We start from the raw sequence: 15318 nt of genomic DNA on the forward strand, positions 1-15318 counted from the left end.
GGCTCAGGCCGACAACCGCTCGCCGATGCGGTCGCGCAAGGCCGCGTCCAGGCCCAGGGCCTGCTCCAGATAGCCGTCGATGGAGCCGTGGGTCTGGACCATCGCTTCAATGGCGGCGTCCAGATAGTCAGGCTCGACGCCCAGGAACGCGACCACCGCCGCGTGGGAGGCCGGGCGTCCGGTCCAGGTTTCAAGCTGTTTCGCCACAGCCGGGGCGCGGCCTTCCAGATCCACCGCATGGTTGGTCAGCAGATAGTCCTCCATCATCTCGTCGTGGCCGACGCCCAGCAGGTGATGGGTCAGGGCGGCCAGAAGGCCTGTGCGGTCCTTGCCCGCGGCGCAGTGGATCAACACCGGCCCGTCGCTGTCGCCCAAGGCGTGGAAATAGCGGCGGAACAGGTCCAGGTGCGCGTCTTCGAACGGCAGGCGGCGATAGGTCCGCATCATGAAGGCCCGTCCGGCGTCCTCGGTCAGGGGTGAGGTCTTCAGGAAGGTTATGTGCGGGGCCTCGCCGTCATCGACCTGCTCCCACTCGATCACCTGTCCCGAAAATCCGGCAGGCCGCTTTGACGGTTGGGCCCGGCGTTCCGAAGCCCGTCGCAGGTCCACAACCGTGGCGACACCCAGGGCATCCAGCCGCGCCACGTCTGCATCGGACGCCCGGGCATGGTGTCCCGACCGAAACAGGACGCCGCCGCGCACCCGCCGCCCCGCAGCGGTGGCGTAGTCGCCGTAGTCGCGGAAATTCTCGACGGCGTCGAAGCGATGAAGGCGTGAGGAGGTCATGCCCCTGTCTATAGGCGCCCTATCGCTGCTCCACCAGACGGGCCATGGCGTCCAGATAGTCGACGAAGGCCTTGCGCCCCGTATCGGTCAGGCGGGCGCGGGTCAGGGGGCGGCGGCCCTGGAAGCTCTTGAGCACCTCCACGAAGCCGGCGTCCTCGAGCTTTCTCAGATGCACCGACAGATTGCCGTCGGTGACCTGCAGCCGCGTCTTCAGCTCGTTGAAGTCGGCCATGTCCGCGCCGGACAGATAGGCCATGATCCCCAGGCGCACCCGCCCGTGAATGACCTCGTCGATGTCGGCGATCTGGAAATCGTCGGCCATGGGTCAGACCACGTCCGAGGGTTCTTGGCGCATCAGGGCCAGGCCGGGGAGCAGGGCGACGAAGACCATCAGGCCCGCAAACACCAGATACCCCCACGTACTGTCGGCGAACACGCCCAGCAGAACCGCGCCACCATAGGCGAGCAGAGCCACGCCCTTCATCCAGCCGGCGTCCGACATCGCGCCCGCCACCATCCAGGCCGAGCCGTAGGCGGCGAAGACCACGATCGGCATGGCGCGCATGAGCGTCCAGTCGCCGGAACTGAATCCGACGGCCATGAAGGCGACCCACATGGCGAAGATGCCGAAACCCACCGCCGTCCAGGCGGCCCCCACCGCCTTGTTGCCGGGAGAATAGAAGCCGGGCTTGGCCTGCTGGCGCCGGATCAGAAGGGTGAGAGCTACGGCGAAGGCGCCGCCGGCGGCGAGCCACAGCCAGAGTTGGGCCATGGGGTCGACGACCAGCACCTCGGTCACGATGGCCCATTGGCCGAGGCTGGCCAAGCCGAAGATCACGCCCGCCGCGACCATCACGGGCCCGCTGAGCAGGGGCGCGTGACGCCCTTCATCGGCCAAGCCGCGCATATAGGCGATGTCGTCGTGTATGGACTTGCTGTGGTCGTCGGTCATGGAGCCTCTCCCTTGGATGGGCTGACCTTATCAATTTGCTTTAAGATGTAAAGTGCTTTCTCGTGGTGTCTCTCCGGTACCCGGTGCAAGCCCGCCTCATGGCCGTGAACTTCAACCATATCGCCTATGAGGCGCTGGAGGTCTGCAACGCCGTGTCCTGGGACGCGGTGCGCGAGGCCGTCGCTGCGGCGGGGCTGAAACCCGGCGCGTTGGCGCTGGATCTGGGCGCCGGCAACGCCACTGTCGCCATCGGCCTGGCGCGCGACTTCGGCCTGAAGGTTCGGGCGGTGGAGCGCGATCCCGTCATGGCCGCTCTTGCCTCCCGACGCATCGCCGCCTCCGGACAGGGGGAGCGGGTCGAGCTGCTGGTCCGGGATTCCAGCGAGGTTCTGGACCATGCGCCCCTGCCGGACCTGATCACGGTGCTGGGCGCCACGGACGCCGCAGCGCCGGGCCTGCGCGATCCGGTCGCCGTCTTCGCGCGGCTGAAGAACGCGGTGGCGCCCGGCGGGCGCCTGCTCTGGGGCGAACCGTTCTGGAAGGCCGAGCCCAGCGCGCCGCTTCGCCAGATCGTCGAGATGACCAACAGCTACCAGACCGACGCGGGTTGGCGTACGGCCGCCGAACAGGCCGGATGGCGCGTCGTCCATGTCCGGCACAGCACCGATGAGGAATGGCGCACCTACATCGACACCATGGACGCCGCCGTCCGCGCCTGGGCCGCCGCCCACCCCGAGGCGCCGGAGGCGCCGCGCCTGATCGCCCGCGCGGATATGCAGAAGGCGATGTTCGAGACCGAAGGTTTCCGCGTCTTCGGCTTCGGTTTGTATCTCTTTAGAGCGCTACCGCTCGCCGCGCGGCGGCTCGCTGCTTGAGCGCATCCTTGACGCACTATCGCTCGCCGCGCGGCGGCTCGCTGCTTGAGCGCGCGGGCTTCAGAGCGGCGCCGGAATTTCGGACTCCGGACTCAAAAAAACAGGGTGCGAATAGTCTGAATTGTCTGAAATGGCCCTCCCTGGTCGCAAGCCCCATCATAGACCGGGGCGAAAGCGGTGGGCGCAAATTTAATGTTGAGCCCTTGAACAGCGAGGCCCTGCGCTGCGAACGGCAGGGCCCAAACCGCCCTCAAGCAGCGAGCCGCCGCGCGGCGAGCGTTAGGGCTCTTTACCTGAAAGGCGGCTCGTCGAAGGCGCGGAGCTTGCGGGAGTGCAGGCCGAGGCCTTCCTGACGCAGCAGGGCTACCGCCTCGATGCCGATCTGCAGGTGCTCGGAGATGGAGCCCTCGTAGAAGCGGTTGGCCTGGCCGGGCAGCTTGATCTCGCCGTGCAAGGGCTTGTCGGACACGCACAGCAGGGTGCCGTAGGGCACGCGGAAGCGGTAGCCCTGGGCGGCGATGGTGGCGCTCTCCATGTCGATGGCCACGGCCCGGCTCTGGTTGAAGCGCAGGGCCGAGCGGGAATAGCGCAGCTCCCAATTGCGATCGTCGGTGGTGACCACCGTGCCCGTGCGCAAGCGCCGCTTCACCTGTTCGCCCGGCATGCCCGAAACGGACTTGGTGGCGTCGTACAGGGCGCGCTGGACCTCGGCGATGGAGGGGATCGGGATGTCCGGCGGCAGCACCGCGTCCAGCACATGGTCGTCGCGCAGATAGGCGTGGGCCAGCACATAGTCGCCGATGGACTGGCTGGCGCGCAGGCCGCCGCAGTGGCCGATCATCAGCCAGGCGTGGGGCCGGGTCACAGCCAGGTGGTCGGTGATGGTCTTGGCGTTGGAGGGCCCCACGCCGATGTTCACCAGGGTCACGCCGCGCCAGCCGGGCGCGGTCAGGTGCCAGGCCGGCATCTGGTGGCGGCGCCATGCGCCGTCCGACAGGGCCGCGTCGGCGTCCGGATCATCCCGGGTCACCACCACCCCCCCGGCACAGGAGAGGGTTTCGTAGGGGCTGTCCGGGTCGGCCAGCTGTGCACAGGCCCAGCGCACGAACTCGTCCACATAGCGGTGGTAGTTGGTGAACAGGATGAAGGACTGAATGTCGTCCACCGGGGCGCCCGTGTAGTGCTTCAACCGCGCCAGGGAGAAGTCGGTCCGCAGCCCGTCGAAGTGCGACAGGGGGAAGGCGCCCGCGGCCGGATCGAACAGGCCGTCGGCGATCTCGTCGCCGATATGGGCCAGCTCGGTGGTGGGGAAGTAGCGGGCGATGGCCGAGGTCATGGTGCGGTCCAGCGTCACCCCCGAGCCGTCCATCACATAGGGGAACGGGATCTCCTGACGTGAAGCGACCACCGCGAAGGTCGCGCCGTAGTCGGCTTCAAGCAGCTCCAGCTGCTCGCGGATGTAGGAGCGGAACAAGTCCGGCCGGGTGATGGTGGCGGCATAGTCGCCGGGCCGCGACAGGCGGGCGAAGGCGCGGGGCTCCAGATCGCCGGGGCGCTCGCCGCGCCAGCTGACCCTCAGCTCGGGATAGGCGAACAGGCCCTGGGCGCGAGCGTCGGGGTCGGGCAGGGCGCCGCTGTCGAGGAACTGTTTGACGGCTTCACGCAGATTGCCGACGGAGCTGGAATAAAGGTCTTGCAGGCGGTCCAGCACCGCCTCGATGGTCATGGTCTCGGTCATGACCCAGTCTAGCGGGCAAGCGTGACGATGGCGAGACGCGGCGCGCTACATCGCCTCGGCGCGGGCGAGGATGGCGAGCACGGCGTCATCGTCGGCGTGGGTGCGGCGCAGGGTCTGACCATCCGTCTCCAGGGCGTCGCAACGGGCCTCGGACAGCGCCGCCTCGATCTGGGCCGCGCGCTCGGCGTCATACGGCTCCTCCCCGCCCCAGTGGTCGCAGGCCATGCGCCGCTGGACCCAGGCGAAGACGCCGGCCGGAACCTGTTGGGCGAGGCTCGTGAGCGCGTCATTCACCTGAACGCCGGTCAGGGTCAGGCGGTCATCGCGAATCTCGAAATCCAGATAGGCCTCGCCGCCGGTGGGGCAGCAGTTGGCGTCGCTGGTGCGCCAGAGCGCCGTGTCGGCCATCAGGGCCTCGTAGGCGAAATTGACCCCTTTCCACACCTCCAGCCCTTGCGGCAGCCGGGCGCCCAGACCCTCCCGCCAGGTGAAGTTGTCGATCTGACGCAAGGGCCTGTCGGCATCATCCGTCAGGCGGAAAATCACGTCGGCGTTGTGCGCGCCGGTGCCGCCGTGCACGCCGGGGACCGCCACGTGCACGACGCCCTCGCCCTCATCCCCCGCCCATTCGGGCTGGCCATAAATGTAGCCGGCGTAGTCCCAGGCGACGGGCCGCAGGGTGATCCCGTCCGTCTCAAGCTGAAGCAGGACGAAACCGCCCCCGACGCCATCCGCCTCAGTGAAACCGCGCTGGAGCTGCCAGTACAGGGTCGGGCCGTCGCGCCGGGCCACATAGCCCCCTGACACGGTGTGGCAGTCGCTCAGGGCTATGGGCACACAGCCATCAGCCATCAAGGCGGGCGTTGTCCGCAGGGCCCAGGCGGCGCGGTCGCGCGCGGCTCGCTCGGTCAGCTCATCTATCCGGGCCGCCAGGCCGTCGGGGCTCCGATCGCCGTACTCGCGCCAGTCCGCCTGCTCGCGGTCCAGAGACAGCGGGACCGCGCTGGCGGTTCGTGCCGCTTCGAAGGCGGCCTCCAGGTCCGACGGCGCCGGTTGGGCGGCGGCCGCGCCGATCCCCAGCGCCAGCGCGGCCGCCCCCGCCAGTCCCGCAATCCATGCCCTCATGCCCGGCCTCCCGATCCCATCCTGGCCATTCCGCGACGAAAAGGCCGCTGACGCAAGCTGACGATCAGGTCAGGACCCCGCTCAGGAACGCCGCCATGTCATCCAGCACCGGGGCCTTGCGGCGGAACAGGGGCGAGAAGGTCGCGATCAGATCGGCGTGGTTCAGCCCCTCATAGAGGCGCAATGTCGAGGGCGCGCCCAGCTCCGACAGGCGGGCGTGCAGGATCTCGGAGTCCTCGGCGTGCACCGTGCTGTCCTCGGTCCCGTGGGCCAGCCAGACGGGCGGGGCGTCAGCGCGGGCGAAAGTGACCGGCTGGGTCAGGGTCGGGTCCGGGGTGCGGCCGAAGGCGTTGCGGCTGGCGGCCACGTCGAAGGGCAGGAAGTCGTAGGGCCCGGCCAGACCCGCTGCGGCCCTGATCAGGTCCGGCCGCTCCACACCCGCCATGTAGCGCGGGTCCAGGGTGATCATCATGGCCAGGTGCGCGCCCGCCGAATGGCCGCTGACCGCCAGCCGCGCCGGGTCGCCGCCGTGCCGCGCCGCCACATCCGCCGCCGCCGCCGTGGCCAGGGCCGCGTCCTCGATGAACGCCGGGAAATGGACGTCCGGCGACAGGCGATAGTCCGGCAGGGCCACCAGAAAACCGCGCGCGGCCAGGGCCTGCGCCGCCCAGCCGTAGACGTCCCTCGATCCGGAATCCCAGCCGCCGCCGTAGAAGAACACCACCACGGGCAGGTCCGCCCCGTCGGCGGGGGCGAACAGGTCGAAGCGCTGGCGGTCTTCGGACCCGTAGGCCAGGCCCCGGGCCACCCGGCCCGCGCCGCTGTCCCGGGGACCCAGGGCGTTGAGGGCGCCCAGCGGGGAGCAGCCGGCCATGAGGCCGGCAAGGGCGGGCATGAGGAATCCACGTCGAGTCATGGGCGTCCGTGTCAAAGCTTCAGGTCAGATACGCGCGTCATCCGGCGCGGGTTGCGACGGTCCGGGTCGGACGTCAGGACAACGACGCCGGATCAACGGGCCTGACTGATCAGGGCGCCGCAGTTGGCGTCCTCAGCCAGCCCCGGCTCGATCAGCCCCAGCACCCCCGCGACCGGCGCCACCAGCGCCCCGATGGCGGCGATCAGGCCCACCTGGCCGGCGATGGCGGCCTCGTCAACGCCCACCGAAGGGGACCGGATCGGGCCCGAGACGGTGATGGGCGACCAGACGCGCAGCAGGCGCGGCTTCTTGCTTTCGCCGTCGATGCGGATGTCCAGCCGTTCGTTTCGCAGGTTCAGGGTCCCTTCCCCCTGGGCCAGCACCACATCGGTGTCGATGATGAAGGTCGAGGCCGTGCCGATGCCGTCCCGAACATCGAAACTGGCCACGGCGCAGCGGATCGGCGTGGTGCGCTGGTCGTCGGACAGGAGCAGGCGCAGACCGCGCCCGACATTGATTCCCAGCAGCTCGGCAAAGGCCTCGCGCATCTGGCCTTGCGGGACCACCACCGTGATGGTCCCCCGGGAGCGGGCCGCGAAGTCGGCGATGGAGGCGCCCGGCCCCTGCAGCCGGACCCGTCCCAGGGCTCGGCCCGTGACCGTCGGCTGGCCGTCGCGGGCGGGGATGACGGCCTCCAGCGGATAGCCCGCCAGCCGGAGGTCGACGGTGGATTGGGGAACGTCGCCCGTGGCGTCGATGCGGGCCGTGCCGTTCAGCTCCCCTTGTGCAAAGGCGAAGGCGATGGGGTCCAGGCCCAGGATGCCGTCCTCCAGCGCGGCGCCCAGGCTGACCGCCGTGACGGCCAGGTCGTTGTGCTTCACCTCGTCGGCGCGAAAATCCAGTCGGCCGTCCATGGTGCGCAGCCGCTCGGTGCGTAGGGGCGCGTCGGGCAGCAGGCGCGCCTGGGCGCGCATGGCCCCGGCGCGAGCGCGCTGCTCGGGCGAGGCGGTTTCGGTCGGGTCCGGCGGCGCGCCCAGAACGGCGAACAGGTCGTCAAGATCCAGCGACCGACTGCGCAGATCCGCCTCCACCCGCAGACGGTCGTCGACCCGGTCGACGCTGACATCGCCCGACAGATCGCTGTCGCCCACCCGGCCGGTCACCTCATTGAAGGTCCACAGGCTGTCGTCGCGGGCCAGGTCGCCTTCGAGGCTGTAGGGCGGCGTGTTGGGCGTCACCACGCCGGTGATCAGATACAGGTTCGCCAGGTCGGGGCCGGACAGGGACAGGTCGGCGGTGAAATGGCTGAGGTCGAAGGGGCGGGTGATCTGGCCGCGGGCCTCCAGTTCGCTGCCCGCGCCGGTCAGTTCGGCACGGAAGCGCCAGGGCCGGTCCCGGCGCAACTGGACGAAGGGCTCGCCCAGAACGCGCAGGGTCAGCGGCTGGCCGTTCAGGGCGCCCTCGCCTTCCAGACGGAAGCCGGAGCGTTCATCCTCGTCGCCGACACCCTCGGCCAGTTCGCGGGCGTCGATGGCCGCATCCAGGGTCAGACCGCGTCCCCGCTCATCCACCCGCACCCGGCCGTCGCGGATCAACAGGCGCTCGATCAGGGGCAAGCGGGTGGGTTCGTCCGGGCCGGTGTCGTCCATGACCCAGCTGCGGCGGCCGTCCTCGTGGACGATGAGCACGATTTCCGGCTCGATCACCACGGCGCGGGTCAGTTCGAGCTGTCCGGCCAGCAGCCGTTGCAAGCGCGCCGAGCCTTCGAAGCGGCCCACCCGCAGCGTATCGTCTTCATCGGCCCAGTCCGGTCCGCCGATGCGCAGATCTTCGACCGCTACGGATGGCGTCCAGCCGAACAGGGTCACGTCCAGATCGCCGTCGATGCTGATGTCGCGCTCGTATTTGTCCGAGGCCCAGCGGCCGATGGGCCCGCGCAGATGGTTCCAGTCGAACAGGGCCAGGGTCAGGACCACGGCCAGGACCAGCACGCCCGCCACAGCGCCCGAAATCGTCTCCGCCCTGCCGGGCCTGCGCCAGGCCTTCCAGACGGGGTCATTGGCGGAGACCCAGGCGCGGCTCGTGTGGAAACGCGAGCGCCCGGACGTCAAAAGCCGACGACCGCGTGAAGCGGCGTCGGCTCTGAGGCGGTTCCAGTCAGGAAATTTCACGGTGTGTTCCCGGGTATGACGACCGGGAACGCTTCACCGTTGATTTGGTGGCGGGAAAAGTGGTCAGGCGGCCAGTTCGGCCTGATCCTCGCGCAGCATTTCAGCGACGCGCAGCAGGAAGTCCCGGCGGCGCTCCAGCGCCTCCACGTCATCCGGGCCGATGCGGCCGTGACGCACGTGGGTGCGTTCGGACTCAGAGATCAGGCGCTCGGCCACCGCCGCCTGGTGGCCGGGGGTCTTGCGACGGTCCATCAGTTCGGCGTGAGACTTCAGTTCGCGGACACGACGCGTCAGCGCCTCCTCCACGTCCTGGCCGCCGTCGGCGCGGGCGGCCATGGCGGCGAAATCGCGAACGTAGAGTTGAACGAAGCCTTCTTCGACCATCGTTTGTCCTTTCGGGTCTGACGCCGGTCCAAGGGTAGAAACACCGTCGCGCGGCCGCCCTCTTCAGGGTTCAGGCGCGCAGGCGGCGAAAAGGGCCGGGGATGCGAGGGCGGTCGACGGGAACCGCGTGGGGTGTCACTCACTTAGCACACCCTTGTGGAAAAAGCCATTTTGTTGATCAGTATGTGAATTCGCGGTCATCACGCATCCGGCGCGGCGATCGAGGCCCTCTTGCAGGCATGAAGCCGCTCGCCGTCCTTTTCATGTTGATCGTCGCCAGCTGCGCCGGCGCCGTTCCCGTCATGGCCGACGCCCGCGCCGGCGCCACGCCGGCCACTGCGGTTTCCAGCGCGCCGTCGCCCGGCCTATAGATCGGCCCTCAACAGGGGGTTTCCATGCGCTGTCGTCCTATCCTCGGCCTCATGGCCGTCTTTGCTCTGTCGGCCTGCGCGCTCCAGCCGGAGCCGCATTCCGATGGGCTGCCCCGGCTGGAGCGGCCGTCCGAGGTGCTGTTCTGGAGTCAGACCGAGCGCGAGGCCGGGTTCCGCGCCATGGAGCGGATCGCGCCGCACCGCACGGTGGCGGCGGGCGGGGATGTCCGCGCCCTGCCGCCGGGGGCGCCGCTGGATCTGGACGTGGACGCCTTCATGGAGGCCGAGAAGGTCGCGGGCCTGCTCGTGCTTCAGGACGGCCGGGTGCGGCTGGAGCGGTATGGCCTGGATTTCGGGCCGGAGGGGCGCTGGACCTCGTTTTCAGTGGCCAAGTCCCTGACCTCGACCCTGGTGGGCGCCGCCATCGCCGACGGCCACATCGAGAGCCTTGAAACGCCCATCACCCGCTATCTGCCGGAACTGGCGGGCGGGGCCTATGACGGGGTCACGGTGCGCCAGTTGCTGACCATGACTTCGGGCGCGGCCTGGAACGAGGACTACACGGACGCCAACTCCGACGTGGCGCGCTTCTTCGAGCCGCGCGAGACCGGCGGCATGGACCCGACCCTGTATTACATGCGCGGGCTGGCGCGGGCCGCCGAGCCGGGGACGCGCTGGCATTACAGCTCGGGGGAGACAAATCTGGTCGGCCTGCTGGTCAGCCGGGCCACGGGGCGGACCCTGGCGGACTATCTGTCGGAAAAAATCTGGCGGTCCTACGGCATGGAACGGGACGCGGCCTGGATGGTGGACGCGGCCGGGCAGGAAGCCGCCGGCTGCTGTCTGATGGCGTCCCTGAGCGACTGGGGCCGGGTCGGACAACTGGTGCTGGAGGACGGGGTCGTGGACGGCCGGTCCATCCTTCCGGAGGGGTGGTTTGACGAGGCGACCTCGAGGCAGGCCGATATCGGCGTGCCCGGCATGGGCTATGGCTATCAGTGGTGGACCTTCGATGACGGGACCTTCGCGGCGCGGGGCATCTTCGGGCAGATGATCCACATCGATCCGGAGCGCCGCGCGGTGGTGGTGATCCTGTCGGCCTGGCCGGTGGCGACGGGCAATGCCCGTTCGGCGGCCCGCAACGCCTTCCTGGCGCGCGTGGCGGCGGCGCTGGATGAGTGATCTTGCAGGCGGAGCGGATCGGGGCTAGCGCCGGAGCATGAATCCGCTGGTCCTGATCCCCGCCCGCATGGCGGCCACCCGCCTGCCCAACAAGCCGCTCGCCGACATCGGCGGCAAGCCCATGATCGTGCGCGCCTGGGAGGCCGCGGCCGCCTCGGGCCTGCCGGTGGCGGTGGCGGCAGGCGATCCCGAGATCGTGCAGGCGGTGGAGGCGGCGGGCGGCCGCGCGGTTCTGACCGATCCGGACCTGCCGTCGGGCTCGGACCGCATCCGGGCGGCCCTGGACGCCATCGACCCCAACGGGGCGCACGACGTGGTCATCAACCTGCAGGGCGACATGCCCTTCGCGGGCCCTTCCATCAGCCGCCTGTGCGCCGAACTGATGGCGCGCGAGCCGTCGTGCGACATCGCCACCCTGGTGGCGCCCGAGGCGGGGCCGGAGGACCGGGCCAATCCCGACGTAGTCAAGGCGGTGCTGGCGCTGGACGGGACCGGACGCAGCGGTCGGGCGCTCTACTTCACCCGCTCCACCCTGTACGGCGACGGGCCGGTGTGGCGGCACGTGGGGGTCTACGGCTACCGGCGCGCCGCGTTGGAGGCTTTCTGCGCCGCTCCGCCCTCGCCGCTGGAGCGCCGCGAGAAGCTGGAGCAGCTGCGGGCGCTGGAGATGGGGCTGAGCCTCTGGGCCGCCGTGATCGACGAAGCGCCCCTGTCGGTGGACAATCCGGCGGACCTGGAGGCGGCGCGAAAGCTGGCCTGAACCGGGGCGGATAGGCTATGGCCGGTTCATGAACACGAGCACTCCAAACGGCCACGCGGAAGACAAGGCCATGCTGGCTCGCGCCCGCGAGGTGATGGCCCTGAACATCGAGGCGCTGGCCGCCCTGAGCGACAGCCTCGGCGAACCGCTGGTGGAGGCTTGCCGCGTGATCCTGGGCCGCCCCGGTTATCTGGTGGTCACGGGCATGGGCAAGTCGGGCCACATCGGCGGCAAGATCGCCGCCACCCTGGCGTCCACCGGCACCAACGCCTTCTTCGTGCATCCGGCCGAGATGAGCCACGGCGATCTGGGCATGCTGCGCGACGACTGCACCCTGCTGGCCATCTCATCATCGGGAGAGAGCCGCGAGCTGCGCGATCCGCTGCTGTTCTGCCAGCGCCATGGCATCCCGGTGATCGGGGTGACCCAGCGCGAGGGCAGCTTCCTGCACCGCATGTCCACCGTGCCCCTGGTGATGCCCAGGGTGGCCGAGGCCTGCCCCAACAATCTGGCGCCCACCACCTCGACCCTGATGACCCTGGCGCTGGGCGACGCCCTGGCCATGGTGCTGATGGACCAGCGCGGCTTCACCGCCGAGGACTTCGGGCAGAGGCATCCCGGCGGATCGCTGGGCATGCGGCTGCAGCGGGTCAGCGAGTGGATGGGCGACAAGCGCGAGCCGCCGGTGACCCTGCCCGAGGGCGCGGCCTTCGCCGAGGTGGTCTCGGCCATCACCAAGGGGCGTCAGGGCTGCGTGGCCATCGTGGAGTCTGACAGCCGCCTGATCGGCATGATCACCGACGGCGACGTGCGCCGGGCCTTCCTTCGCGACATCACCAGCCTGAAGGCCGCGGACATCATGAGTCGTGACCCCATCACCGTGACGCCGGACGCGCGCATGAGCGAGGTCATCGATCTGCTGGCCGCCAACAAGATCGCCAACCTGTTCGTGGTGGACGACCGCCGCCCCGTGGCGGTGGCCCACATCGCCGAGTTGATCCAGGCGGGATACGTCAGCTGAGCACCCCCTTCGATTTCGACGCGGTGGTGGTGGGCGCGGGCGCCGTCGGCCTGGCCTGCGGGCGGGCGCTGGCGAAGCGGGGCCAGACCGTGCTGGTGCTGGAGCGCGAACCCGACATCGGCCAGGGAATCTCCTCGCGCAATTCCGAGGTGGTCCACGGCGGGCTCTACTATCCCACCGGCTCCCTGAAGGCGCGGTTCTGCGTTCAAGGCCGTCGGGCCTTGTGGCCCTATCTGGACAGCCGCAAGATCGACCACCGCAAGTGCGGCAAGCTGGTGGTGGCCACGGCGGCCGATGAAGTCGAGCGTCTGGACGCCATTCTGGAGCAGGCCCGCTCCAATGACGTAGAGGGCATGGCGCGGCTGACCGCCGAACAGGTCCGGGCGCTGGAGCCCGAACTGGCGTGCCACGGCGCCCTGCTGTCGCCCGAGAGCGGGGTGTTCGACAGCCACGGCTACATGCTGGCCCTGAAGGGAGAGATCGAGGACGCGGGCGGGTCGGTGGTCGCCGCCACTCCCTTCGAGGCCGCCGAACCGCTGCCGGACGGCGGTTTTCGGGTGTGCGCAGGCGGCGAGGCCGGCGCCGAACTGACCACGCGCCTGCTGGTGCTGTCGGCGGGACTGGGCGCCCAGGAAGCGGCGGCGCGGGTGGAGGGCTATCCAGCGGACGCCATCCCCGCCCGGCATCTGGGCAAGGGGGTCTATTTCCGCCTGATGGGCAAGGCGCCGTTCGACCGGCTGATCTATCCGCCGCCCATCCCCGGCGCCTTGGGCACCCACTACCGAAAGGATCTGGGCGGACAGGCCGTGTTCGGGCCCGATCTGGCCTTCGTCGAGACTGAGGACTACGCCGTCGATCCCGCCCGGGCCGAGGCGTTCGAGGCGGTCATCCGGCGTTTCTGGCCGGGCCTGCCCGAGAACGCCCTGTCGCCCGACTACGCCGGAATCCGGCCCAAGCTGCACGGGCCGGGCGAGCCCCAGGGCGATTTCCGGCTGGACGGCGCCCAGGTGCACGGGGTCGCCGGCCTCATGGCCCTGTTCGGCATCGAGAGCCCCGGTCTGACCAGCTCCCTGGCTATCGGCGAGGCGGTGGCGGACGCGCTTACAGCGGAATCCGCGGTCTGATCCTTGAGGCCGTGTGAAAGGTCACCTCGTCGCTCCCGAAGTCGAGGATGATCCGGCTGAACAGCCCCATGATGTCCGCACCCATCAGCAACGTCGGCGTCTCTTGAGCCTCCCACAGGTCAAAGACGTGCAGGTCCGCGAACAGGATCGGCAGGCTGGTGATCCGGACGCCGCCCAGCCGCAACTCGTTCAGCGTGGCCAGATCCCCCTGCATGGGCTGACCCGCCACGCCGTACAGGGTCAACGGCATGGCGCGCTGTATGGTGGCCGGGCGGCGAACCGCGATCGAATCGTAGAGCGCCCGGTTGCCGATGGAGTACTGGGCTCCGGTGTCCAGAACCGCAGAAACCGGCGCCCGATCGGCGCGGCCCTGGACCATGGTGAGCCCCCCGAACCACCGTTGTCCGCGCAGAACCTCGGCCTCGTCACTCACGCCCAGGCGGCTTCGCGGCGCCTGTAGATGGCGGGAGCCGGTGGGCGTGATGTGCAACTCCTCGCCGAGGATATCGAAGACCAGGCGCCGCCCGCCAAGCACGTCCAGGCCCAGCAGTCCGTCTACGCCCAGACGGGCGCGGCTGAAGACGGGCATGACCAGATCGCGCGCGCGGATGTCGGCCACCGACAGGCTGGGCGCCCGTGCCGTCGACGTCACCTCGGAGTCCAGGATGCTGTGCACGATGACGGGCGGACCCGGGGCCAGGCCCAGCTCTGCGGCCAGCTCCCGGGATATGGAGGTTCGGCCCGCTCCGGTGTCCACCACGAACCGATAGGGACCGGCATCGCCGATCATCACCTGCACGGCCATACGGGTGATCAGATTGGGAACCACCGTCAGGACCAGGGCGGGCTCGGCCGGGGCGTCCTGGGCAACAGGCGGGGCCTGCGCCGCGACGGTTCGCCCGAAAGCGGTGAAGCCCCCGAGAAGCGTCAGGCCCGCCGCCGCCTTTCGTCTGGTCAAAGTCATGGTGGTGCTATCCATCCCCCCGCCGCGCGAGTCTCGATCCGAACACCATGCGCATCTGGCCGTAATCCATGGTCACGCTGCGGAACATGCCCAGGATGTCGGCCCCCATCAGCAGGGCCGGGGTGTCGGTCAGACGCCATACGTCGAAGGCGTGCAGGTCGGCGAACAGCACCGGAAGGTCATGCACGCGCGCCGACCCCAGGCGTAACGACCGCAGATAGGCCAGCCGACCGGTGGTGGTCTGGCCCGTCACCCCGATGATGGGCGTCTCCCACACCTGATCGTGAAGCGACGGCCGCTGGACGGCCACAGAGTTGAACAGGGCCATGTTGCCGATGGAATGCTGGGCGCCGCTGTCGATGAAGGCGGTCACAGTCACCCCGTCGGCGGCCACGTCAGTCACGGTCAGCTGTCCGTACTCCCGATGGCCGCGCAGTTCGTTGGCGCGGTTCAGGCGGCTGACGTCCACGTCCATGCGCTGGACATAGGCGACCCGGGGCGAGCGCAGCAGCGAGACCCGTTCGCCCGCCATGTCGAAAACCAGCCGATAGTCGCCCAGCACATCCACGCCCAGCAGGCCGTCGACACCCAGCCGGGCGCGGGGGAAGACCGGCGCGATAAGATCGGGCATCCGGCTGCTGGCGAAATCCAGCCGGGGCACGACGACGGTCGCCGCCCGCTCGGCGTTGACGACCCCATGCACCACCACCTCCGGTCCCGGCGGCAGGTTCAGACTCTCGGCCAGTTCCCGTGAAAGGGTGGTGCGCGTCGCGCCGGTGTCGATGACGAAGTGGAACGGACCCTGGCCGGCGATCTGCACCGGCACGGCCATGCGCGTGACCAGATTGGACAGGGTCTGGAGCGCAGTCGGATCGATGGGCGGCGGCCCATCAGGACCCGCCCCTTCAATCACCTGAGCCCGCGCAAGGGCAGGCCCTGGCGCCAGGGC

At 69.5% G+C, this 15318-nt stretch carries 15 protein-coding genes; 5 read left to right on the forward strand and 10 right to left on the reverse strand.

Annotation, left to right across the window (positions count from 1 at the left end; translation table 11 throughout):
- Window positions 1–3: 3 nt before the first annotated feature.
- The 3 genes from IWC96_RS03760 to IWC96_RS03770 are packed head-to-tail and all read right to left on the reverse strand — an operon-like array spanning window position 4 to window position 1738.
- The gene (locus tag IWC96_RS03760) at window positions 4–786 is read right to left on the reverse strand and encodes a tyrosine-protein phosphatase (protein WP_021696692.1); all 783 of its coding nucleotides are present in this window, start codon (window positions 784–786) and stop codon (window positions 4–6) included.
- 19 nt (window positions 787–805) lie between these two features.
- Window positions 806–1108, reverse strand: coding sequence for a transcriptional regulator (locus IWC96_RS03765; RefSeq protein WP_021696691.1), 303 nt, complete (start codon window positions 1106–1108; stop codon window positions 806–808).
- Window positions 1109–1111: 3 nt separating this feature from the next.
- A complete protein-coding gene (locus tag IWC96_RS03770) occupies window positions 1112–1738 on the reverse strand; it encodes a hypothetical protein (RefSeq protein WP_021696690.1) in 627 nt (208 codons plus the stop codon).
- Window positions 1739–1836: 98 nt separating this feature from the next.
- Here IWC96_RS03770 and IWC96_RS03775 point away from each other — a divergent pair, with 98 nt between their 5' ends.
- Window positions 1837–2613 carry a cyclopropane-fatty-acyl-phospholipid synthase family protein gene (locus IWC96_RS03775; protein WP_196838368.1) on the forward strand — a complete coding sequence of 259 codons (777 nt, stop codon included), beginning with the start codon at window positions 1837–1839 and terminating at the stop codon, window positions 2611–2613.
- A gap of 289 nt (window positions 2614–2902) precedes the next feature.
- Here the strand turns inward: IWC96_RS03775 and IWC96_RS03780 are convergent, their stop codons facing one another.
- The 5 genes from IWC96_RS03780 to IWC96_RS03800 form a co-directional block, all read right to left on the reverse strand.
- Window positions 2903–4351 (reverse strand): AMP nucleosidase, encoded by a 1449-nt coding sequence (locus tag IWC96_RS03780; RefSeq protein WP_021696688.1) that lies wholly within the window; start codon window positions 4349–4351, stop codon window positions 2903–2905.
- Between the two features lie 45 nt (window positions 4352–4396).
- Window positions 4397–5476, reverse strand: a complete 1080-nt coding sequence (locus IWC96_RS03785) for a hypothetical protein (protein ID WP_021696687.1) — start codon at window positions 5474–5476, stop codon at window positions 4397–4399.
- Between the two features lie 64 nt (window positions 5477–5540).
- Window positions 5541–6371: an alpha/beta hydrolase gene (locus IWC96_RS03790; protein WP_021696686.1), complete on the reverse strand. Its 831-nt coding sequence runs from the start codon at window positions 6369–6371 to the stop codon at window positions 5541–5543.
- Window positions 6372–6484: 113 nt separating this feature from the next.
- Window positions 6485–8563, reverse strand: a complete 2079-nt coding sequence (locus tag IWC96_RS03795) for an AsmA family protein (RefSeq protein WP_370541080.1) — start codon at window positions 8561–8563, stop codon at window positions 6485–6487.
- 63 nt (window positions 8564–8626) lie between these two features.
- Window positions 8627–8947: a hypothetical protein gene (locus IWC96_RS03800; protein WP_021696683.1), complete on the reverse strand. Its 321-nt coding sequence runs from the start codon at window positions 8945–8947 to the stop codon at window positions 8627–8629.
- Between the two features lie 395 nt (window positions 8948–9342).
- Between IWC96_RS03800 and IWC96_RS03805 the strand changes: the two genes are divergently transcribed.
- From IWC96_RS03805 to IWC96_RS03820, 4 genes are read left to right on the forward strand one after another with little or no spacing between them, the layout of a single operon-like run.
- Window positions 9343–10500 carry a serine hydrolase gene (locus IWC96_RS03805; protein WP_021696681.1) on the forward strand — a complete coding sequence of 386 codons (1158 nt, stop codon included), beginning with the start codon at window positions 9343–9345 and terminating at the stop codon, window positions 10498–10500.
- Window positions 10501–10537: 37 nt separating this feature from the next.
- Window positions 10538–11260 carry a 3-deoxy-manno-octulosonate cytidylyltransferase gene (locus IWC96_RS03810; protein WP_021696680.1) on the forward strand — a complete coding sequence of 241 codons (723 nt, stop codon included), beginning with the start codon at window positions 10538–10540 and terminating at the stop codon, window positions 11258–11260.
- A gap of 28 nt (window positions 11261–11288) precedes the next feature.
- Window positions 11289–12281, forward strand: a complete 993-nt coding sequence (locus IWC96_RS03815; RefSeq protein WP_045318823.1) for an SIS domain-containing protein — start codon at window positions 11289–11291, stop codon at window positions 12279–12281.
- Window positions 12278–13405 (forward strand): NAD(P)/FAD-dependent oxidoreductase, encoded by a 1128-nt coding sequence (locus IWC96_RS03820; protein ID WP_045318822.1) that lies wholly within the window; start codon window positions 12278–12280, stop codon window positions 13403–13405. The genes IWC96_RS03815 and IWC96_RS03820 overlap by 4 nt, the downstream gene beginning before the upstream one ends.
- Here IWC96_RS03820 and IWC96_RS03825 read toward each other — a convergent pair.
- Both IWC96_RS03825 and IWC96_RS03830 read right to left on the reverse strand, forming a co-directional pair.
- The gene (locus tag IWC96_RS03825) at window positions 13383–14369 is read right to left on the reverse strand and encodes a retroviral-like aspartic protease family protein (protein ID WP_196838369.1); all 987 of its coding nucleotides are present in this window, start codon (window positions 14367–14369) and stop codon (window positions 13383–13385) included. The genes IWC96_RS03820 and IWC96_RS03825 overlap by 23 nt on opposite strands.
- Before the next feature lie 7 nt (window positions 14370–14376).
- On the reverse strand, window positions 14377–15318 hold a 942-nt coding region (locus tag IWC96_RS03830), incomplete at its 5' end, for a retroviral-like aspartic protease family protein (protein WP_231378835.1).

Origin of the sequence: Brevundimonas sp. BAL450, from assembly GCF_015767455.1 — a bacterium.
Lineage (GTDB): Bacteria > Pseudomonadota > Alphaproteobacteria > Caulobacterales > Caulobacteraceae > Brevundimonas > Brevundimonas abyssalis.